We start from the raw sequence: 20,552 nt of genomic DNA on the forward strand, positions 1-20,552 counted from the left end.
TTCGCGAGCGCCCCGGAGTGACGAAGAGACTGGGGGGCTCCTGCGTCACCTCACACGTGCCCCGAGGCCATCTGGCTGGCGGCGCGGCGCGGACGCTCCTGCAGCGATGAGGCGTCGCCCAGCGCGCGCTCGCGCACCAGCGACAGCGCGTGGTCGCGTTCGGCGGCCGTGCTGCGCCGTGGCTCCGACCGGCGCAGGCCCAGATCATCGTCGATCGGATCCTTCGGCACCAGCGACAGCGCCCGCTCGAACGGATCGAGCGACGCGTCACGCCCCCTGCCGCCGTCACGGCCCGGCTCAGGCTCGGGCGGACGTCGCGCCACGAGCGTCTTGATGCGCCCGATCAGGCCAGATGGCGCTTCCGGTGGCGCGGAATCGAACGGGTCGGCATAGAACGTCGCGCCGGCCTTCTCGACCATCCCGGCGAGCGCGGTCACCATGCGCGGCGAGCCGCAGGCATAGACGACGTCGGAGGCCGTCAGCGTCGGCATGTGCGGCTCGATCCGTCCGGTGCGGATCGAGGGATGATTGACCGGACCTTCCTCGACCGTCGGGATGATCGTGACGTTCGGCAGCCGCGCCAATTGCGCCAGGATCGGCGTCATGTAGAGCTGCGGCAGCTTCTTGGCGCCGGCAATGATCACCATCGGCCGGTTGCGGGACTCGCGCAGCGCCATCGCGGCGATCGCCCAGATCGGCGCGAAGCCGGTGCCGCTGCCGGCGAGGACGAGACGGCCGGTGCCGCCAGGGCGCAGGAACGCATGCCCATACGGCCCCTGGATGCGCAGCCGATGGCCGGGACGGATGCCGCTGCCGAGCGCGGTCGTGACGCGGCCGCCACGCACGCGCTTGATGTTGAGATGGATGACGCGGCCGCCGATGCGGCCGTCGAACGACGCCGTCGGGCTGTAGGCGCGTGCCGGATAGCCGTTGAAGGTGAACTTGAAGTACTGCCCGGGCAGATAGCTGATGCTCTTCTCCGGGGCGATCATCAGCTCCATGATGTCGGGCGCGACCTCGCGCAGGCCGACCAGCCGCGCCTTGCTGGTGTCGATTTCCGGCACGTCCTCCAGCTCGACGTCGAGATCGGAGACGACGCGCGCCTGGCAGGCGTAGATCATGCCCTGCGTATGCGTCTCGCCGCACACCGTCTGGCCCTTGGAGACGTGAACCATGCAGGTGCCGCAGGTGCCGGCGCGACAGTCGAACGGAATCTCGACGCCGTTGGCGAGCGCGCCATCGAGCAGCACGTCACCCGCGCGGACGCGGAACTGGCGGCCCTTGACGGTGACGGTCCTGAAGTTCGACATGGTTCACTCCTCGATCGGATACGCTGTGACGATGGTGGGATGAGACCGCGGGGATTCACGCCTTGCCGGGCGACACGCGGATGAGATTCTTGTTGGCGGTGCTCTCGAACCGGCTCGACCAGTAGTTCGACGCCATCACCGGCCGCTTCAGCCAGCTCACCTTCGGCGAACGCAGCACCAGGAACCAGAAGAAGAACGGCGTCGTGATGAGATGCGAGACCAGCGGAAACCAGTCCGGCAGCAAGGATGCCGGGCCGGGCAGGCGATACCAGTAGTAGGTGCTGATCGCGGCCGCCGCGAAGATGCGATGCATCCGGGTGCGGGCGGCGGGCCTGTAGCGCAGGATATGCTCGCCGATCCTGAAGACGACGTAGCTGACGAGCGCGGCGCCCAGCGGCCACACATAGGCGGTGATGATCGCGGCCTGGTCGACCTGCTGCGGCGGATAGTCCGGCACTTGATACCAGCCCCAGACGAAGCCGGGGAAGCTGCCGATGAGGAAGTTGCCGAGGAACTGCTGGACTTTGGTGGGCACGCCCGCCGTCGGCGTCAGTTCGGGCGTGGAGTCGGGACACGGATTGCTGCAGGCCTCGCAGATGTTGCAGCGGGCATTCTTGAAGGTCAGGGCAGGGTTGGTGCCGTAGAGCCGCTCGACGGGGTGGATCGGACACAGCGAGGTGCACCAGCCCGAGCGCATTTCGAACACAGAGCCCATCGCGAACGCCATGACCGCGGCCGACAGCAGCATGACCGCCGTCAGCGGACCGTCGACATTGAGTCCGATTCGTCGCATCGGCACGACGATGAACAGCAAGGTCACGCTGATCACCGCGAGCGTCGCCGCGCCCCATTCCGGCATCCGGATGTTCTGCGAGATGCCCATCTTGTTGGGCAACAGATGGAAGGTCGCCATTGGACAGATGTTGCGCCACAGGCCGGGCGAGATCGTCACCAGCGCGGGCGCGATCGGAATCAGGAGATTCCACATCAGGGCGATGCCGAGGGGAGGGAAGAACAGCAGCAGATTCACCAGCAGCACGCCGACGACCAGCATGACCGTCTGCATCGTCAGCCAGAATCGCCGCTCGGCCCGTCCGGTGCTGCGGCTGCCGGCCTGTGCGGCCGGCTGATATCTGGCGGGGGCCACCTTCACCGCCACGTGCGCGAGCGGCCGGGCATCTCGATGTTGCGAAGCGTAGTCGTGTCGGGGCGAACGTTGAGCGCTGTTGTTCTGCATTGCTTTCCAGGACGCGAGTTGGTCTTCACGATCGCGCCGACGTCACGTTCACAGGCGCGGAGTTGTTAGTCCCGCAATCCCTGTGACTTCGTGTCGCAGCGCATGCTGTGACGCAGAATCTGACGGCGAGATGTGGCGCTTTTTGACGGCCAATATGGACGTCCCTGGGCCATGCTGCGGTCGGCCTGCGGCCGTTTGATCTGGATCAAATCGAGGAACATCAAGGATTTGATCGGGGGCTGGAGCAGTTTTTCCAGATCGTTTGATCTGGATCAATGACAGCCTCGGCTGTGACGTAGTTCGGGCGTGATCAGGGCAGTGCGCAGATGATTTCGACGCTGCCATAACGACCCGACGGGCAAATCAGATCGCGCGCTAAAATCCTGTCCAGCCGTCAGGCAAAAAATAAATCGCTTGCCGATTTCGTATAATCAGCATTACAGTCCAGCCCCTTCCGTTGCGTCGGAGGGGACGTATCGCGGTCGTCATGGACGTCGGCAGCGGAATGCGATGGGCGTGTGTCGTTGCAGCGTGATCATTCGCGCCGACGAACAATGATGCACGCACGGTCAAGTCGCGCGGTCCTGGCACCCCGATGCTGGTGTCGCCGCGGCGGCGCGCGGACAGCGCGTCGTCGCGCACGGTGGCCAAAAGCCGGCGCACCGGGGAGAACGCGAAGCAGCCGTCAAAACCATCGCGCAGGGAAGGCCGGGTGTTTTCGGCCAGACCTGTGGTACCTGCCGCCTGCATTTTTTCCGCAGGCGGGCCACGGGCGCGGCCAGCGCCCGGCCTTCCCTGCGCCCTCTGTTATGAGGGCGATGAGATCAGCATGACCCGGGCGCAACGCGCCGCGGGAGTAAGAACGCATGTGACCATCCCGGTCGGTCCTGGACTCATGATTGTGGCAAACCCGATGACACAACAAGGGTCGTCATTCCGGGACGCGTCGCGCAGCGGCGCGGGCCCGGAATCCATACGCACGATCGTGGTTATGGATTCCGGGCTCGCCCTGCGGGCGCCCCGGAATGACGGCGCAGGGAGAGGGGCTCATGCGAGGTCTCTCATGGCCGAGCGCCAGAGATGGCCGAAAGTCTCGCTTGGCTCTCCGCTGTCGTCCCGGACAAGCGCGCGCAGCACGCGCAGATCCGGGACCCATAACCCCAGGGAGATGTTGTTGCGCACGATGTTGGACCAGTCGTTCTTCGCAACGTCTGCCGCGGAGTATGGGTCCCTGCGTTCGCAGGGACGACAGCTGAGGTCGTGGCGATGGCCTGCCTCACACCGGCAATGCGATGGAGTACTTCACCTGGCTCAGCGCAAAGCTCGACTCGATCGAGGCGATGCCGTCGAGCCTCGTCAGCTTGGTTTTCAGGAACGCTTCATAAGAGGAGAGATCGGCCGCGACCACGCGCAGGAGATAGTCGCGATTGCCCGTCATCAGATAGCACTCCAGCACCTCGGGCCAGGCCGAGATCGCCTTTTCGAACCGCTTCAAATCCTCCTCCTTCTGCCGCGCCAGCTTGATGGAGATGAAGACCGAAACGTGCAGCCCGAGCGCCTTCTGGTCGACGGTCGCGAGATAGCGGGTGATGACGCCGCGCTCCTCCAAGAGCTTGACGCGGCGGTGGCAGGGCGAGACCGACAGCCCGACCTTGTCGGCGAGCTCCTGCATGGTGATGCGGCCATCGGCCTGGAGATGGCCGAGGATCTTGCGGTCGATGGCGTCGAGGTCAGGCATTGGGATAAAATCGCTCAAAGTGGATTCTGAATGGGAAAATATCTCAACAATCGGCAACTGCACGCGAAAAATTGAGAATTATGGCCGGTGCGACAGGATTAAAATCGGCGAATCCAACAAGGCCCCGGGGAGCAGCGCGCCATGGCCACGCCATCCGCATCGTCAGACCGTCTCGACATCCTGAACGCGCTGACCCGCAAGGCGCTGTGGCTGTCGTCCTGGACCATCCACCACGCCAACCACATCCGGCCGAACACCGACGGCCTGAAGGTCGGCGGCCACCAGGCCTCCTCCGCCTCGCTCGCCACCATCATGTCGGCGCTGTACTTCTCGGTGCTGCGTCCGGAGGACCGGGTTGCGGTGAAGCCGCATGCGAGCCCGGTGTTCCACGCCATCCAATATCTGTTCGGCCGGCAGACGCGCGAGAAGCTGGAGAATTTCCGTGGCTTCAAGGGCGCGCAATCCTATCCGTCGCGCACCAAGGATGTCGACGATGTCGACTTCTCGACCGGCTCGGTCGGCCTCGGCGTCGCGCAGACTTTGTTCTCCTCGCTGGTGCAGGACTACGTGCACGCGCATGGCTGGATGAAGGACCGCCGCGAGGGCCGCATGATCGCGCTGGTCGGCGATGCCGAGATGGACGAGGGCAATATCTTCGAGGCGCTGGCCGAAGGCTGGAAGCACGGCCTGCGCAACACCTGGTGGATCGTCGACTACAACCGCCAGAGCCTGGACGCCGTCGTGCGCGAGGGCCTGTGGGAGAAGTTCGAAACCATGTTCCGCAATTTCGGTTGGGACGTGGTGATCGTGAAATACGGCCGGCTGATGCGCGAGGCGTTTGCCGAACCCGGCGGCGAGGCGCTGCGGCGCTGGATCGATAACTGCCCGAACGCGCTCTATGCGGCGCTGTGCTTCCAGGGTGGGGCTGCCTTCCGCAAGCACATCCAGGACGAGATCGGCGATCAGGGCGACGTGACCCGGCTGCTCGACAAGCGCACCGACGACGAGTTGCTGGCGCTGATGAGCAATCTCGGCGGCCACGACATGGCCAGCATGCTTGATGCCTTCGAGTCCATCGACCACGACCGCCCGGTGTGCTTCATCGCCTATACCATCAAGGGCGTCGGCCTGCCGTTCCAGGGCCACAAGGACAATCACGCCGGCCTGATGACCGTCGCCCAGATGGAGAAGTGGCGCGCGCAGCAGAACATTCGCCCGGGCCATGAGTGGGACAAGTTCGAGGGACTGACGCAGGATGCTTCGACGCTGGAGTCGTTCCTCGCGTCGGTGCCGTTCAATCGCGATGGCCGCCGGCTCGATGATGCGGTGTTCGACGTGCCGGAGCGGCTGACCTTCACCGCGGCGGCGCAGATGTCGACGCAGCAGGGCTTTGGCCTGATCCTCAACGATCTCGCCCGCAGCGACACCGCGCTGGCCTCGCGCATCGTGACCTCGTCGCCCGACGTCACCGTCTCGACCAATCTTGGCGCCTGGGTCAACCGCCGTGGCCTGTTCGCCCGCGCGGAGAAGGCGGATTTGTTCCGCAGCGAGAAGATCCCGTCGACCTTCAATTGGGCGGCCTCGCCGAAGGGCCAGCATATCGAGCTGGGGATCGCCGAGATGAACCTGTTCATCATGGCCTCGGCGCTTGGCCTGTCGCACGCCATCAACGGCGCGCGGCTGCTGCCGGTGGTCACCTTGTACGATCCCTTCATCGAGCGCGGCCTCGATGCGCTGAACTACGCCTGCTATCAGGATGCGCGTTTCATGGTGGCGGCCACGCCGTCGGGCGTGACCTTGGCGCCGGAGGGCGGCGCGCATCAGTCGATCACGACACCGTTGATCGGCATGGCGCAAGACGGGCTGTCGTCGTTCGAGCCGGCCTTCGTCGACGAGCTCGCCGCGATCATGAAATGGGGCTTTGCCCACATGCAGCGCGAGGCAGGCGAGGGCGGCTCGCTCTATCTGCGGCTGTCGACGCGCACCATCGATCAGCCGCAGCGGATCATGACGCCGGAGCTGGAATCCGACATCGCCGCCGGCGCCTATTGGCTGCGCAAGCCGGGACCGAATGCCGAGGTGATCGTCGCCTATACCGGCGCGGTCGCGCCGGAGGCGATCGAGGCCACCGGCTTGATCGGCGAGTCCCGCCGCGACGTCGGCCTGCTCGCGATCACCTCGGCGGACCGGCTGCATGCCGGATGGACGGCGGCGCGCAGCCTGCGGCGGCATCGGCGCGGCGTGCAACATCTCAGCCACATCGAACAACTGCTGGCGCTGCTGCCGCGCGATTGCGGCATCGTCACCGTGATCGACGGCCATCCGGCGACGCTCGGCTGGCTCGGCTCGGTGCGCGGCCATCGCGTCGAGGCGCTGGGGGTTGAGAAATTCGGCCAGACCGGGACGATCGACGACCTCTATCGCCACAATGGGATGGACGCCAACGCGATCATCGATGCGGCCGAGAGCCTCACTGGCGCGCCGGTGCGGCATCGCAAGATGGCAGTGTGAGGGCGGGCCAAAAACGGGGACGCCGTCTCCCTCACCTGGATGAAGGAGACGGCGTCGCAACTTGGATCAAATGTCTACGTACTGAAAGGCTGCGCAATAAGAACTGGCGAAAATATCGGTTCTGAAATCTTATCCGGCGTCCTTTCGAGATGCCGGGATGTCTATGAAGAGGAGATTAGCCAGAGCGATCGAACGGCGATGTGAAGCAGTTCACATCTTGGAAATGAATCTTCGACGGCGGGAATTCTGCCATCCGGAATGATGGCGATCTGGAGGGGGCGAAGGGGACACGCGGTTGCTGCGATGCAAAATGGAGCGGCGACGAAACGCAGGCCGGTCGGCTTGCGCCGGTCGCGGCCTTGCTCCTATATCCGCGGGACGCAACCCCGGTCCCCGCATGTGGCGGGTTCATCCCGCGGATCGCGCGTGCCAGGATGCCGGCCGCGTGCTGCCGCCCCCTCCAGATGCTTCCACGTGAAGAGGTTTTCCGATGGTCAATCGCCTGCAATTCTACATCGACGGCGCCTGGGTCGATCCGGTCGTCAAGAAGTCCACCCAGGTCATCAATCCGGCGACCGAGGAGGCGATGTACGAGGTTGCGCTGGGCTCCAAGGCCGATGTCGACAAGGCCGTCGCCGCCGCCAAGCGCGCCTTCGAGACCTTCTCACAGACCTCGCGCGAGGAGCGCGTCGCGCTGCTCGAGAAGATCATCACGATCTACAAGGGCCGCATGAAGGAGATCGGCGCCGCCGTCTCCGACGAGATGGGCGCGCCGCTGCCGATGGCGGAGAAGCTGCAGGCCGGCGCCGGCCTCGGCCATCTGATGTCGACGCTCGACGTGCTGAAGAAGTACGAGTTCGAGGAGACGCTGCCGGCATCCGTCGTGGTGCGCGAGCCGGTCGGCGTGGTCGGCATGATCACGCCCTGGAACTGGCCGCTGAACCAGATCGCCTGCAAGGTCGCGCCGGCGCTGGCCGCGGGCTGCACCATGATCCTGAAGCCGTCGGAATTCACTCCGACCTCGGCGCTGATCTTCGCCGAGATCCTGCATGAAGCCGGCGTGCCGAAGGGCGTGTTCAACCTGATCAACGGCCTCGGGCCGGAGGTCGGCGCTGCGATGAGCGAGCATCCGGACATCGACATGATCTCGTTCACCGGATCGACCCGCGCCGGCATCGACGTCGCCAAGCGCGCGGCGCCGACCGTGAAGCGCGTCAGCCAGGAACTCGGCGGCAAGTCGCCGAACGTGATCCTGGAGGGCTCCGACTTGGTGAAGGCGGTGACCGGCGGCGTCATGCACATGTTCAACAACTCCGGCCAGTCCTGCAACGCGCCGTCGCGCATGATCGTGCCGGCCGCGCGCATGAAGGAAGTCGCTGCCATCGCGAAGGGCGTCGCCGACAAGACCAAGGCGGGTGACCCGCGCGGCGAGGGCACCACGATCGGCCCGGTCGTCAATCGCGGCCAGTGGGACAAGATCCAGGCCCTCATCAATAAGGGTATCGAGGAGGGCGCGACCCTCGTCGCCGGCGGCCCGGGCCTGCCGGAGGGCGTCAACAAGGGCTTCTATGTGCGGCCGACCATCTTCGCCGACGTCAAGCCTGAGATGACGATCTCGCGCGAGGAAATCTTTGGACCAGTGCTCGTGATCATCGGCGCCAAGGACGAGAACGAGGCGGTGCGTATCGCCAACGACACGCCCTATGGTCTTGCCGGCTATGTCACGGCCCCGACGATCGAGAAGGCCCGCGAGGTCGGCCGCAAGATCCGCGCCGGCAACGTCAACCTGCAGGGTGTCCCGAACGACCGCACCGCGCCGTTCGGTGGCTACAAGCAGTCCGGCAACGGCCGCGAATGGGGCCGGTTCGGTCTCGAGGAGTATCTCGAGGTCAAGGCCATCGCGGGCTACAACGCGGCTTGATTGGTCTCCGTCATTGCGAGCGCAGCGAAGCAATCCAGGGGCCGGGAAGGAAGTCTGGATTGCTTCGTCGCTTCGCTCCTCGCAATGACGGCCAATTATCCCCCCAGCGCGCCCTGCGTGTTGACGTAGAGCGCGTAGATCGACTGGCTGGCGGCCATGAACAGGCGGTTGCGCTTGAGGCCGCCAAAGCAGAGGTTGGCGCAGCGCTCGGGCAAGGCGATGCGGCCGATCGGGGCGCCGTCGGGTGCGAACACCATGACGCCATCGAGCTCGGGCGAGCCCATCCCCCAGCCGCACCAGAGATTGCCGTCGACGTCGCAGCGCATGCCGTCCGGCGTGCCCGGACCGGCATCGATGTGGACGCGCTTGTTGGCGAGCTTGCTGCCATCGGCGGAGACGTCATAGGCGAGGATCTTGCGGTTCGGTACGCCGCGGGATTCGACGATGTAGAGGATGGATTCATCGGGCGAGAAGCACAGCCCGTTCGGTCCCAGCACGCCCTCGGCGACGATGGTCGCCCGGCCCGTGGCCGCGTCGATCCGGTACACGTTGGCGTCGATCTCGGACTCGGCCTTGTAGCCCTCGTAATTGCCGAGCAGGCCGAAGGTCGGATCTGTGAACCAGATCGAGTCGTCCGATTTGACGACGACGTCGTTTGGCGAGTTCAGCCGCTTGCCGTCGAAGGAGTCGATCAGCACGGTGATGGAGCCGTCATACTCGGTCCGCGTGACGCGGCGGCCACCGTGCTCGCAGGTGACGAGACGGCCCTGGCGATCCCGGGTGTTGCCATTGGCGAAATTGGAGGGCTTGCGAAACACCGAGACCGCGCCGCTTTCCTCCTCCCATTTGAGGATGCGCTGGTTGGGGATATCGCTGCACAGCAGATAGCGCCCGTCGCCGAACCACACCGGCCCCTCGGCCCAGCGCAGCCCCGTGGCGAGCCGCTCGACCGCGGAGAGCTTGAGCCAGTATTTCTCGAAGCGCGGATCCAGCGCCTGGATCGCCGGATCGGGATAGAAGGTGGCAGGGCGCCAGCCCTGCGCGTGAGCGTTTCCGTCGGACATTTGGCCGGTCCTGTTATTGCGCGGTTGCGATCTCTGCTATCATTGGCTCGCCACAACCGCAAACCTGCGGACCCAACACGAGGGATGAAATGCCACGTATCTTGATGACCGGTGCGAGCGGTGGAATCGGCACTTCCTTGCGGAAGCTGCTGCCGCCGATCTATCCGGACCTTCTGCTCAGCGACCTGAAACCGCCTGCCGATCTTTCCAGCCAGGAGACCTTCAAGGCGGCCAATCTTGCCGACCTCGCCCAGGTCGAGGCGCTGTGCGAAGGCGTCGACGGCATCATCCATTTCGGCGGCTATTCGGTCGAGGGACCGTGGAACGACATCCTGCAGGCCAACATCATCGGCGGCTACAACCTGTTCGAGGCGGCCCGCCGCAAGGGCGTCAAGCGCGTGGTGTTCGCCTCGTCGAACCATGCGGTCGGCTTCTATCCCCGTCACCGCAAGATCGACAATGACGTGCAGCCGCGTCCCGACGGCCGCTACGGCGTCAGCAAGGTGTTCGGTGAGGCGCTCGGCTCGCTCTATGCCGACAAGCATGGGCTGAAGGTGACCTGCATCCGCATCGGCAATTTTGGCGACAAGCCGCTCGACAAGCGCCGGCTGTCGATCTGGCTCAAGCCGGAAGATCTGGTGCAACTTTGCCGCATCGGCCTCGAGCATCCCGACATCCATTTTGAAGTGCTCTATGGCGCATCGCTGAACGAGCGCGCCTGGTGGGACAACCAGCGTGCCTATGACCTCGGCTATCGCCCGACCGGCCGCGCGGAGGATTTCCGTGAGCACGCCTTGGCCGAGCAGGCCAAGCTGCCCGCCGATCCGATCGGCGACTATTTCCAGGGCGGCGCGTTCTGCACCACTGAGTTCGACGGCGACACCAGCCGGATCATCGACTGGGGTTGATCCGACCTCGTCATTCCGGGGCGCGTCCGCAGGACGCGAACCCGGAATCTCGATGTGAGAGCGCAAGACAATGTCTGGATTCCGGGTTCGCGCTTCGCGCGCCCCGGAATGACGTTGAGAATGAAAGAAGAGAAGACCATGACCGATGGATTGCGCAAGGGACTGACCGCTTACGGCGATGCCGGCTTCTCGCTGTTCCTGCGCAAGGCCTTCATCAAGGCGGCCGGCTATTCGGACGACGCGCTCGATCGCCCGATCGTCGGCATCACCAACACCTACAGCGACTACAATCCGTGCCACGGCAACGTGCCGCAGATCCTGGAGGCGGTGAAGCGCGGCGTCATGCTGTCGGGCGCGATGCCGTTCGTGTTTCCGACCATCTCGATCGCCGAGAGTTTTGCGCATCCGACCTCGATGTATCTGCGCAATCTGATGGCGATGGAAACCGAGGAGATGATCCGCGCGCAGCCGATGGATGCGGTGGTGGTTATCGGCGGCTGCGACAAGACCCTGCCCGCGCAGATCATGGCTGCGGTGTCGGCCGATCTGCCGACGGTGGTCATTCCGGTCGGGCCGATGGTGGTCGGGCATCACAAGGGCGAGGTGCTCGGCGCCTGCACCGACTGCCGACGTCTCTGGGCGAAGTATCGCGCCGGTGAGATGGACGGCAGCGAGATCGACGCAGTCAACGGCCGGCTCGCTCCTTCGGTCGGCACCTGCATGGTGATGGGCACGGCCTCGACAATGGCCTGCATCACCGAGGCGCTCGGACTGTCCTTGCCGATGAGCGCGACCATCCCGGCGCCGCATGCCGAGCGCTTCCGCTCGGCCGAGGCCAGCGGCCGGGTCGCGGCCGAGATGGCCAAGGTGAAGGGACCGAAGCCGAGCGAACTGCTGACCCCTGCGGCGTTCCGGAATGCGCAGGTGGTGCTGCAGGCGATCGGCGGCTCGACCAACGGGCTCGTGCATCTCACCGCCATCGCCGGCCGGACGCCGCATAAAATCGACCTCGATGCATTCGACAGCATCGGTCGCGAGGTGCCGGTGCTGGTCGATCTCAAGCCGTCCGGCGATCACTACATGGAGCATTTCCATCACGCCGGTGGCGTGCCAAAGCTGATGAAGCAGCTCGGCGATCTCATCGATCTCGATTGCCGCTCGATCACCGGCCAATCGCTGCGCGACATCGTGGCCGCCGCCGAGGACGTGCCGGGGCAGGACGTGATCCGCGCGCGCGACGACGCGATCAAGCCGGAAGGCGGCCTTGCCGTGCTGCGCGGCAATCTGGCGCCGCGCGGCGCGGTCATCAAGCATTCGGCGGCAAGCCCCAAGCTGCTGCAGCACACCGGGCGCGCCGTCGTGTTCGAGTCGATCGAGGACATGACCTTGCGGGTCGATGCTCCCGATCTCGACGTCTCGGCCGACGACGTCCTGGTGCTGCGCAACGCCGGGCCGAAAGGCGCACCCGGCATGCCGGAGGCGGGGTACCTGCCGATCCCGAAGAAGCTCGCGCGCGGCGGCACGAAGGACATGGTGCGCATCTCCGATGCGCGCATGAGCGGCACCGCCTTCGGCACCATCGTGCTGCATATCACCCCGGAGTCCGCGGTTGGCGGCCCGCTGGCTCTGGTGCGGAGCGGCGACATGATCCGGCTCGATGTTCCCAAGCGCAGCATCGACCTGCTGGTCGACGACGCCGAGTTGGACCGGCGTCGCGCTGCGCTGAAACAAGCCGCAACGCCCGAATGGGCGGAGCGCGGCTATGCGCATCTCTTCCATGAAACGATCCTGCAGGCCGACGACGGCTGCGATTTCGATTTCATGCGCCGGAAAGGGAAGGGGTGAGCGCAGTCCTACTTTCCCTTGCTGGTGAACCGCTTCACGGCGGCGCGGAATTCATCCGTGTGCATGCAGTTGATGATGGCATCGCGTTCGGCCGCGAGCTGGTCTTCGACCGAGCTGGTTGGCGCGCGATGGATCAGCGCCTTGGTCGCCGCGATCCCCGCCGGCACATTCTGCGCCAGCCGCGCAGCCAGCGCGTCGGTGGCTGCCGCGAGCTCGGGGGCGGGGACGACTTTCGCGACCAAGCCCCATTCATGGGCCTGCGCGGCCGTGAAGCTGTCCTCCGCCAGGAAGATCTGCAGCGCCCGCCTGATGCCCACAGTGGCGACCACGCCAACTGTACCGCCGCCGTCGGGCGACACGCCGAGCTTGGCATAGGCCGGCGTGAAGCGCGCGTCCTCGGCGGCAATGCAGAGGTCGGCGGCGAAGGCGAGCGACATCCCCGCGCCGGCGGCGGAGCCGTGCACGCTCGCCAGCACGATCTTGGGCATGCGCCGCAGGCTCGCGATGAAGGCATGGTAGTGATGCAGCAGTTCGCTGACGACAGGCGTGATGGCGTCGGCCTCGGCGGCAGCGCCGATCGTCTGCAGGTCGCCGCCGGCGCTGAAGGCGCGGCCTTCGCCTTTCAGGATCAGCACGCGGATGGTGTCGTCGGCCTCGACCTGGGCCGCAAGCAGCTCCAAGCGCTTCGCAATCGCAAGGTTGATGGCGTTGAACGCTGCCGGGCGGTCGAGCGTGATGGTCGCGATCGGACCTTCGACGCTCAGGCGGGCAGGTTCCGCTACGGCGTCCGACATTCATACCTCCCGGGCGTGGTTCTTGTTGCCGCATTTAAACCGTATGGCGGGACCGGTGACAATGCCGGACAAGTCTGCCAAAACCCGGTTCCGTCGGCGTGGACAATGACAGAATGGGGCAGGGTGCAGTGACGAAGGGACCGGTGGTGATCGTGGGTGCGGGGCATGCGGGATTCCAGCTCGCGACCTCGCTGCGTCAGGCAGGCTTTGCCGATCCGATTCATCTGATCAACGACGAGCCGCATCTGCCGTATCAGCGCCCGCCGCTGTCGAAGGCGTATCTGAAGGGCACCGGCGGTCCCGAGACCCTGATGTTCCGACCGCAGAAGTTCTACGCCGACCAGACCATCGATCTCGTCTACGATCGTGCCGTCGCTGTTCAGCGCGATCAGCGCCGGGTGCTGCTCGCCTCCAGTAGGACGCTCGACTATGGGCACCTCGTGTTCGCGACCGGTGCGCGCAACCGGCTGCTCGACATTCCCAACGCCAATCTCCCAGCGGTGCGCTATCTGCGCATTCTCGACGACAGCGAAGCGCTGCGAGGCTTGCTCGCCGATGCCAAGCGGGCCGTCGTCATTGGCGCCGGCTTCATCGGTCTTGAATTCGCAGCGACTGCGCGGATCAAGGGCCTCGAGGTCGACGTGCTCGAACTCGGCGCCCGGGTGATGGCGCGGGCAGTGACCGCCGAGATCTCGGACTACTTCCAGAAGCAGCATGCGGAAGCCGGCGTGCGCATCCATCTCGGCGTGCAGGCCACCAGCATCGAGGCCGACGGCAACAAGGTCACCGGCGTCAGCCTCAGCGATGGTCGGCACATCCCCGCTGACCTCGTCGTGGTCGGCGTCGGCGTGCTGCCGAATGTCGAGCTCGCTGCCGAGGCTGGATTGCAGGTCGCCTCCGGCATCGTCGTCGACGAATATCTGCTCACCAGCGATCCGCACATCTCGGCCATCGGCGACTGCGCCCTGTTCGTCAGCCAGCGCTTCGGCGGGACGCTGCGGCTGGAGTCGGTGCAGAACGCCACCGATCATGCCCGCTGCGTCGCGGCGCGGCTGACGGGCGACGTCAAGCCCTATGACGGACAGCCGTGGTTCTGGAGCGACCAGGGCAATGACAAGCTCCAGATCGCGGGGCTCACCACCGGCTATGACCAGGTCGTTCTGCGCGGTGACCCGGCGCAAAAGGCGTTCTCCGCGTTCTGTTACAAGGAGGGCCGACTGGTCGGCATCGAGTCGGTCAACCGCGCCGGCGACCATATGTTCGGCCGCAAGTTGCTGGCTGCGGGCGGCACCTTGGATGCAGCCAAGGCCGCTGATCCCAGCTTCGACCTGAAGAGCGCTCTGGCCTAGAGCCACGCGCGAACCTCCTCCTCGGTCGGCATCGACGGGCCGGCGCCCATGCGCTGCACCGAGATCGACGCGGCAACGTTGGCATAGCCGATCGCATCCGCAATCGCCGCGCCCTGCGACAGCCGCGCGGCCAGCGCACCGACGAAGCAGTCGCCGGCGCCGGTGGTGTCGACAGCCTTCACCGCGCGGCCTTCGACCAGCCGGGCCTCGGCACCAGAAACCGCGACCGCGCCACGCGCGCCGAGCGTGACGCAGACCGTCTGGTCGTCGCGAGGCTTGAGCGCGCGAACCGCCTCATTCACCTGCTGCGGCGTCGGCGCGTCGCCAAGCTCGATGCCGGCCAGGAAACCGAGCTCGGTTTCGTTGAGCACGAGGACATCAACCAGCGCAAACAGCGTGCTGTCGAAGGCGCTCGCGGGGGCGGGGTTGAGGATCGTGGTGGCGCCGGCCGCTTTGGCACGCTGGAAGAACGCGGCAATCGTCGCTTGCGGGATCTCGAACTGGCTGACGGCCACGTCTCCCGAGGCGAGAGACACCTGCGCCACATCGTCGGCGCTGACCTCGGCGTTGGCGCCTGATATCACCACGATCGTGTTGTCGGCCTTGGCCAGCGTGATGATCGCGGTGCCGGTCGACGCGCTGGCGCTGTCCTTCACGGCCGTGAGATCGATGCCCTGAGCCGTGAGAAATGCCCGCAGCTGCTCGCCGAAGGCGTCGCGGCCGAGCCGGCCGATCAGCGCCGTCGGCACGCCGAGCTTGGCCGCGGCGACCGCCTGGTTCGCTCCCTTGCCGCCGGGAAAGTACATCACCGACCGGCCGGCGACGGTCTCGCCGATGCGCGGATGGCGCTCGGCCGCCGCCACCACATCCATGTTGATGCTGCCGGCGACGACGACCCGCCCCATCCGCCTGCCCCCCACAACCGCTAGACGCGGGCTTCGAATTCCTGCCGGACCAGCTCGATATCGGCGAGGGTCGGCAGTCCGGCCTCGTTGCCGAGCTTCTGGATCTTGAACGTCGAGGCCGCGCGGGCGAACTCGAAATGCTCCTTCCAGCCCTTCGCCGGATTGGCGAGATACGAATACACATAGGCGCCGTGGAAGACGTCGCCCGCGCCGTTGGTGTCGATCACGCGCTCGCGCGGAATCGGATAGGCCGGCAGCGTATGCACGGCGCCGACCTCGTCATACCAGAGCAGGCCCTTTTCGCCCTGGGTGACGCCGCCGATGCGGCAGCCGCGGCTCTTCAGGTAGTCGAGCATCTTCTCCGGCGTGAGGTCCATCTGCTCGCACAGCCGCTCGGCCACGATCGCGACGTCGATATATTCCAGGAGCTCATGGGTGTTGGTGCGCAGGCCGCCGCCGTCCAGCGAGGTCAGGATGCCGGCCTCGCGGCACAGCTTGGCATAATGCAACGCCGCGTCGGGCTGGTGGCCGTCGACATGCAGCGCCTTGCAATTGCCGAGATTGAGCAGCGGGAACGGGTGGATATGCGCATCGTCGCGGCAGCGCACGATGGCGCGCTTGCCGTCCTTCGGCATGATGAAGGACAGCGAGGAGGCATTGACCTTCCGGGGATGGACGGAGATGCCGTATTTCGCGGTCATGTCCTGGAACATCCGCCCGAGCCAGTCATTCGCGACGGTGGCGATCAGGTCGGGCACGATGCCGAGCTTGGCGCAGCAAAATGCCGCAGTCACCGCATTGCCGCCGAACGAGACGGCATAGTCGGACGCCACGTGCTTCTCGTCCCCCGTCGGCATGTGGTCGGTGATGAACGTCACGTCGATGTAGGTCTGTCCGATGAAGAGGGCCTGCATTGCCATTTCTGTCTCACTAAGGGGTGATCGCGGCCCCGGCGCCGCAGATTAGCAAGCGGTCAAGGCGGATCAACGCTGAAATTCTTCGTCAAATCGTCACCTTGGTGGTTGAGATCGGCCGTCTGCTACCGGTGGCCCCCTGCCGCCGGCGCTCGGGTCGCGCTATGGTTGCCGGCCTGCAGAAGCGCAGATTCGGGAGTGGAATATGACTGTCTATGCGGGTCCGGTCTTCGAGATGGCCACCAATCAGTTCAACGTGATCGCCGACCACCTTGGCATCCCAGCCGACGAGCGGGACCGGCTGCTCTTGCCGAAGCGGGCGATCACCGTCTCGTGTCCGATCCACAAGGATGACGGCACGATCGCGGTCTATGAAGGCTACCGGGTCCAGCATCTGCTGACGATGGGGCCGACCAAGGGCGGCACACGGTTCGCTCCGACGGTCGACATTGGCGAGGTTGCCGCGCTCGCGATCTGGATGAGCTGGAAATGCGCGCTGGTCGGGTTGCCCTATGGCGGCGCCAAGGGCGGCATCAACGTCGATCTCTCCAAGCTGTCGAAGCGCGAGCTCGAATCGCTGTCGCGCCGCTACATGCAGGAGATGATCCCGTTCGTCGGCCCGCATACCGACGTGATGGCGCCCGACATGGGCACCAACGAGCAGGTGATGGCGTGGTTCATGGACACGTATTCCATGTACCAGGGGCAGACGGTGATGGAGATCGTGACCGGCAAGCCGGTGTTCTCCGGCGGCACGTTGGGGCGCCGCGAGGCGACCGGCCGGGGCGTCGCCCATGTGTCGCGGCGGGTGATGGATGAGCTGGGCATCGACCCGACCAAGTCCACCGCGGTCGTGCAGGGCTTTGGCAACGTCGGCTCCTATGCCGCGCTCGGCTTCCACCAGATGGGCACGAAGGTGATTGCGGTCAGCGATCACACCGGCGCCCTCCATGATCCGCGCGGTCTCGACATCCCGGCCTTGATGGCGCACGCCGCCAGGCATGGCAGCATCGCCGGCTTCTCCACCGAGCTCGCCTTCGATCCGCGGGAGATCCTGACCTTGGCCTGCGACATTCTCGTGCCGGCCGCGGTCGAGCGGGTGATCGACGCCAAGGTGGCGGCGAACCTGAAATGCCGCGTCATTGCGGAAGCCGCCAACGGCCCGACCACGCCGGACGCCGATCTGGTGCTCGACCAGCGCCGCAACGAGATCTTCCTCATTCCCGACATTCTCTGCAATTCCGGTGGCGTCATCGTCAGCTATTTCGAATGGGTGCAGGACCTGCAGCAGCTGTTCTGGGAGGAAGAGGAGGTGATGCGCAGGGAGTACCAGATCCTTGACCGTGCGTTCGAGCGCATGCTGACGCGCGGCAAGGCCGACGGCATCTCCCACCGGACCGCGGCGATGGCGATCGGCGTGGAGAAGGTGCGCGCCGCCAAGAACTCGCGAGGGCTGTTTCCGTGATCACCGGGCTCGACCACGTCGTCGTCCTGCTGCAGGACATCCAGGCCGGCAGCGCCGCGTTCGAGACGCTGCTGGCGCGCAAGCCGTCCTGGCAGAATTCGGGCGAGGGCGCCGATCGCGTCCTGTTCACGCTCGACAATATGAGCCTCGAGCTGATGGCGCCGGCGGGCCAGGGCGTGGCCGCCGACCGCATCCGCAACGTGATCAAGATCTGGGGCGAGGGGCTCGCCAGCATCTGCTTTGCCACCGGGGACATCGGCAAGATGCATCGGCGGCTCGAGCGGGTCGCGCTGAAGCCGGATCCGATTGCCGAGGTCGACAGCACCGACCGCATCTCGGGCCAGACGCTGCATTGGAAGCGCACCCGCGCCATGACCGATCTCACGCGTGGCGTGCGCATGTTCTTCCTCGAGCTCGCCGAGCCGCGCCCGCCGTCCATCAAGACCGCCGATACGGCCGTGCTCGGCCTCGACCATATCGTGATCTCGACCGAGGATCCCGAACGCGCCGCCGCGCTCTACGGCGCGCGGCTCGGCCTCGACATGGCGCTCGACCGCAGCCATCAGGAATGGGGCCAGTTGATGTTCTTCCGCTGCGGCGACCTGATCGTCGAAGTGGTGAAGCGGCCGGTCGCCGGCAACGACAAGGCCCATGACAAGCTGTGGGGCCTGAGCTGGCGCGTCGCCGACATCGAGGCGACGCGCGCGCGGCTGCTCGCCGCCGGCCTGCAGGTCTCCGAGCCGCGCGCCGGCCGCAAGCCGGGCACACGGGTGATGAGCCTCTACAGCGGCACCTGCGGCATCCACACGCTGATCCTGGAGAAGACGCCGCGCGCGGCGGAGCGAGGTCGAAGCGGAGCCGACGGCGTCATGGGCCAGCCGCCCGTGATATAGGTCGGAACGGCATTCGGAGTCTTTGCCACGCCGATGATCTCTCCTTCCGAACCGGCTCCGGCCACTGTGTCCCGTCCACGCCGCATCTTCATGCTCGGCGCGACGGGAACGATCGGCCGTGCCACGGTACGCGCGCTCGTCGCGCGCGGGCACGAGGTGGTCTGCTTGGTGCGTCCGCGCCATGACGCCGTGAAGATCGCGGGCGCCACGGTCAGGACGGGGGATGTCACCGATCCCGTCTCCCTCGCACGTGACGGCTTTGGCGGTGAGCGGTTCGACGCCGTGGTGTCCTGCATGGCCTCGCGGACCGGCGTGCCCAGGGATGCCCAGGCGATCGACGACCAAGCTCATGTGAACGTGCTGGATGCCGCGCGGAGTGCCGGTGTGAGTCACTTCGTCCTGCTGTCCGCCATCTGCGTGCAGAAGCCGCTGCTGGCGTTTCAGAGGGCCAAGCTGGCGTTCGAAGCGGATCTGATGGAGCAGGGGCTGACCTACTCGATCGTCCGCCCGACCGCGTTCTTCAAGTCGCTGTCGGGACAGGTCGCGCGGGTGAAGCAGGGCCGGCCCTATCTGGTGTTCGGCGACGGCCGGTTGACGGCGTGCAAGCCGATCAGCGACGGGGACCTCGGCGACTATCTGGCCGGATGTCTCGATGACGAGCGCCGCTGGAACCGGGTGCTGCCGATCGGCGGCCCAGGCCCCGCCATCACGCCGATCGAACAGGGCGAGCATCTGTTCGCGCTGCTCGGACGCAAGCCGCACTTCCGGCACGTCCCGGTGGCGCTGCTCGATGTCATCATCGGCGGGCTCGATATTGCCAAGCGGATCGTGCCGTCGCTGGCCGACAAGGCGGAGCTCGCCCGCATCGGCCGCTACTACGCGACCGAGTCGATGCTGGTGCTCGACCCCGCCACCGGCCGCTACGACGCCGACGCCACGCCGTCGACCGGATCGGAGACGCTGTTCGACTACTACGCCAGGCTGATCCGCGGCGAGGCGACCGCCGAGCGCGGCGATCACGCTGTGTTTTAACCTCGATCTCTCCGCGTCATTGCGAGGAGCGCAAGCGACGAAGCAATCCAGAGTCGCGGGCGCGGCCCTGGATTGCTTCCGCCGTCGCCCTTCGGGCTTTGGCGGACAGGTCGCTTCGCTCGCAATGACGGAGAGATGAGACATGCGGTCTTCTTCTCGCGGCGCGTTTCGCGTCCGAGCTTTACCGTTCGTCCTGCCCTCTTCGAGAAGAGGGCACGGGGAATGCCGGGCGCTGGCCGCACCCATGGCCCGCCTGCGGAAAAAATGCAGGCGGCAGGAACCACAGGTTCAGCCGAGAACACCCGGCATTCCCCGCGCGATGGTTGAACGGCTGCTTCGCGCTCTCCCCGGTGCGCCGGGCTTTCTGGCCACCGTTGTCCGCGCGGCGCGTGAGCGCCAGCGCAGGCGTGACACCAGCGTCGGGGTGTCAGGACCACGCGACTTGACCGTGCGCATCGCTGCCGTTCGTCCGCGCGAGGTTCACTCGCGCGCAGCACCGACACGCCCACCGCATCCCGCACCCGACGTTCGTGACGACCGCGAAGCGTCCCTCGTGTGAGGCGGGACGGGAGAACATATACACGAATTCTGAAAAAAAGAAAGAAGATTCTTTCGACGGGTGAGTGTCGGCGGAAGCGGGCGGGGATCACCCTCTTTGTGTCGCCG

16 protein-coding genes are annotated in these 20,552 nt (G+C 65.9%); 8 read left to right on the forward strand and 8 right to left on the reverse strand.

What is annotated here, in order from left to right:
* Positions 1–50 precede the first annotated feature (50 nt).
* From QX041_RS01680 to QX041_RS01695, 4 genes are all read right to left on the reverse strand, one after another.
* Positions 51–1,310, reverse strand: a complete 1,260-nt coding sequence (locus tag QX041_RS01680; protein WP_315826404.1) for a 2Fe-2S iron-sulfur cluster-binding protein — start codon at positions 1,308–1,310, stop codon at positions 51–53.
* 55 nt (positions 1,311–1,365) lie between these two features.
* Positions 1,366–2,469, reverse strand: coding sequence for a ferredoxin (locus QX041_RS01685; RefSeq protein WP_315754163.1), 1,104 nt, complete (start codon positions 2,467–2,469; stop codon positions 1,366–1,368).
* Positions 2,470–2,922: 453 nt separating this feature from the next.
* Positions 2,923–3,297 carry a hypothetical protein gene (locus QX041_RS01690; protein ID WP_316164336.1) on the reverse strand — a complete coding sequence of 125 codons (375 nt, stop codon included), beginning with the start codon at positions 3,295–3,297 and terminating at the stop codon, positions 2,923–2,925.
* A gap of 526 nt (positions 3,298–3,823) precedes the next feature.
* Complete coding sequence (locus QX041_RS01695) at positions 3,824–4,285, reverse strand: Lrp/AsnC family transcriptional regulator (RefSeq protein WP_006613390.1); 462 nt, start codon at positions 4,283–4,285, stop codon at positions 3,824–3,826.
* Positions 4,286–4,426: 141 nt separating this feature from the next.
* Between QX041_RS01695 and QX041_RS01700 the strand changes: the two genes are divergently transcribed.
* Together QX041_RS01700 and QX041_RS01705 are read left to right on the forward strand one after the other, a co-directional pair.
* The gene (locus tag QX041_RS01700; RefSeq protein WP_316164337.1) at positions 4,427–6,796 is read left to right on the forward strand and encodes a transketolase; all 2,370 of its coding nucleotides are present in this window, start codon (positions 4,427–4,429) and stop codon (positions 6,794–6,796) included.
* A gap of 490 nt (positions 6,797–7,286) precedes the next feature.
* Positions 7,287–8,717 (forward strand): aldehyde dehydrogenase family protein, encoded by a 1,431-nt coding sequence (locus QX041_RS01705; protein WP_315754729.1) that lies wholly within the window; start codon positions 7,287–7,289, stop codon positions 8,715–8,717.
* Between the two features lie 95 nt (positions 8,718–8,812).
* Here QX041_RS01705 and QX041_RS01710 read toward each other — a convergent pair whose 3' ends face one another.
* Positions 8,813–9,781, reverse strand: a complete 969-nt coding sequence (locus tag QX041_RS01710) for an SMP-30/gluconolactonase/LRE family protein (RefSeq protein WP_315715742.1) — start codon at positions 9,779–9,781, stop codon at positions 8,813–8,815.
* 89 nt (positions 9,782–9,870) lie between these two features.
* Between QX041_RS01710 and QX041_RS01715 the strand changes: the two genes are divergently transcribed.
* Together QX041_RS01715 and QX041_RS01720 are read left to right on the forward strand one after the other, a co-directional pair.
* Positions 9,871–10,689, forward strand: coding sequence for an NAD(P)-dependent oxidoreductase (locus QX041_RS01715; RefSeq protein ID WP_316164338.1), 819 nt, complete (start codon positions 9,871–9,873; stop codon positions 10,687–10,689).
* Between the two features lie 138 nt (positions 10,690–10,827).
* Positions 10,828–12,534, forward strand: coding sequence for an IlvD/Edd family dehydratase (locus tag QX041_RS01720; protein ID WP_315826401.1), 1,707 nt, complete (start codon positions 10,828–10,830; stop codon positions 12,532–12,534).
* Positions 12,535–12,542: 8 nt separating this feature from the next.
* Here the strand turns inward: QX041_RS01720 and QX041_RS01725 are convergent, their stop codons facing one another.
* A complete protein-coding gene (locus QX041_RS01725) occupies positions 12,543–13,328 on the reverse strand; it encodes an enoyl-CoA hydratase/isomerase family protein (protein ID WP_316164339.1) in 786 nt (261 codons plus the stop codon).
* A gap of 113 nt (positions 13,329–13,441) precedes the next feature.
* On the opposite strand from QX041_RS01725, the gene QX041_RS01730 reads away from it, so the two are divergent.
* Positions 13,442–14,677 carry an NAD(P)/FAD-dependent oxidoreductase gene (locus QX041_RS01730; protein ID WP_316164340.1) on the forward strand — a complete coding sequence of 412 codons (1,236 nt, stop codon included), beginning with the start codon at positions 13,442–13,444 and terminating at the stop codon, positions 14,675–14,677.
* On the opposite strand, the gene rbsK is transcribed toward QX041_RS01730, so the two are convergent.
* The gene (gene rbsK / locus QX041_RS01735) at positions 14,674–15,582 is read right to left on the reverse strand and encodes a ribokinase (RefSeq protein WP_316164341.1); all 909 of its coding nucleotides are present in this window, start codon (positions 15,580–15,582) and stop codon (positions 14,674–14,676) included. The two genes, QX041_RS01730 and rbsK, sit on opposite strands and share 4 nt — an antisense overlap.
* Positions 15,583–15,602: 20 nt before the next feature.
* Positions 15,603–16,496, reverse strand: coding sequence for a sugar kinase (locus QX041_RS01740; RefSeq protein WP_315715822.1), 894 nt, complete (start codon positions 16,494–16,496; stop codon positions 15,603–15,605).
* Between the two features lie 205 nt (positions 16,497–16,701).
* Here QX041_RS01740 and QX041_RS01745 point away from each other — a divergent pair, with 205 nt between their 5' ends.
* The 3 genes from QX041_RS01745 (at position 16,702) to QX041_RS01755 (ending at position 19,886) form a co-directional block, all read left to right on the forward strand.
* Positions 16,702–17,961, forward strand: coding sequence for a Glu/Leu/Phe/Val dehydrogenase (locus QX041_RS01745; RefSeq protein ID WP_316164342.1), 1,260 nt, complete (start codon positions 16,702–16,704; stop codon positions 17,959–17,961).
* Positions 17,958–18,854 carry a VOC family protein gene (locus QX041_RS01750; RefSeq protein ID WP_316164343.1) on the forward strand — a complete coding sequence of 299 codons (897 nt, stop codon included), beginning with the start codon at positions 17,958–17,960 and terminating at the stop codon, positions 18,852–18,854. The genes QX041_RS01745 and QX041_RS01750 overlap by 4 nt, the downstream gene beginning before the upstream one ends.
* 90 nt (positions 18,855–18,944) lie before the next feature.
* Positions 18,945–19,886 (forward strand): NAD(P)H-binding protein, encoded by a 942-nt coding sequence (locus QX041_RS01755; RefSeq protein WP_316164828.1) that lies wholly within the window; start codon positions 18,945–18,947, stop codon positions 19,884–19,886.
* The last annotated feature ends 666 nt before the right edge of the window (positions 19,887–20,552 follow it).

The sequence above is a fragment of the Bradyrhizobium sp. SZCCHNRI2009 genome (assembly GCF_032485115.1).
In the GTDB taxonomy this organism is placed as follows: Bacteria; Pseudomonadota; Alphaproteobacteria; order Rhizobiales; family Xanthobacteraceae; genus Bradyrhizobium.

Coding starts and splice junctions, on each gene's coding strand:
- QX041_RS01680 (WP_315826404.1), bottom strand. CDS start 1,310: ATGTCGAACTTCAGGACCGTCACCGTCAAGGGCCGCCAGTTCCGCGTC.
- QX041_RS01690 (WP_316164336.1), bottom strand. CDS start 3,297: ATGCAGGCGGCAGGTACCACAGGTCTGGCCGAAAACACCCGGCCTTCC.
- QX041_RS01695 (WP_006613390.1), bottom strand. CDS start 4,285: ATGCCTGACCTCGACGCCATCGACCGCAAGATCCTCGGCCATCTCCAG.
- QX041_RS01700 (WP_316164337.1), top strand. CDS start 4,427: ATGGCCACGCCATCCGCATCGTCAGACCGTCTCGACATCCTGAACGCG.
- QX041_RS01705 (WP_315754729.1), top strand. CDS start 7,287: ATGGTCAATCGCCTGCAATTCTACATCGACGGCGCCTGGGTCGATCCG.
- QX041_RS01710 (WP_315715742.1), bottom strand. CDS start 9,781: ATGTCCGACGGAAACGCTCACGCGCAGGGCTGGCGCCCTGCCACCTTC.
- QX041_RS01715 (WP_316164338.1), top strand. CDS start 9,871: ATGCCACGTATCTTGATGACCGGTGCGAGCGGTGGAATCGGCACTTCC.
- QX041_RS01720 (WP_315826401.1), top strand. CDS start 10,828: ATGACCGATGGATTGCGCAAGGGACTGACCGCTTACGGCGATGCCGGC.
- QX041_RS01725 (WP_316164339.1), bottom strand. CDS start 13,328: ATGTCGGACGCCGTAGCGGAACCTGCCCGCCTGAGCGTCGAAGGTCCG.
- QX041_RS01730 (WP_316164340.1), top strand. CDS start 13,442: ATGGGGCAGGGTGCAGTGACGAAGGGACCGGTGGTGATCGTGGGTGCG.
- rbsK (WP_316164341.1), bottom strand. CDS start 15,582: ATGGGGCGGGTCGTCGTCGCCGGCAGCATCAACATGGATGTGGTGGCG.
- QX041_RS01740 (WP_315715822.1), bottom strand. CDS start 16,496: ATGCAGGCCCTCTTCATCGGACAGACCTACATCGACGTGACGTTCATC.
- QX041_RS01745 (WP_316164342.1), top strand. CDS start 16,702: ATGACTGTCTATGCGGGTCCGGTCTTCGAGATGGCCACCAATCAGTTC.
- QX041_RS01755 (WP_316164828.1), top strand. CDS start 18,945: ATGCTCGGCGCGACGGGAACGATCGGCCGTGCCACGGTACGCGCGCTC.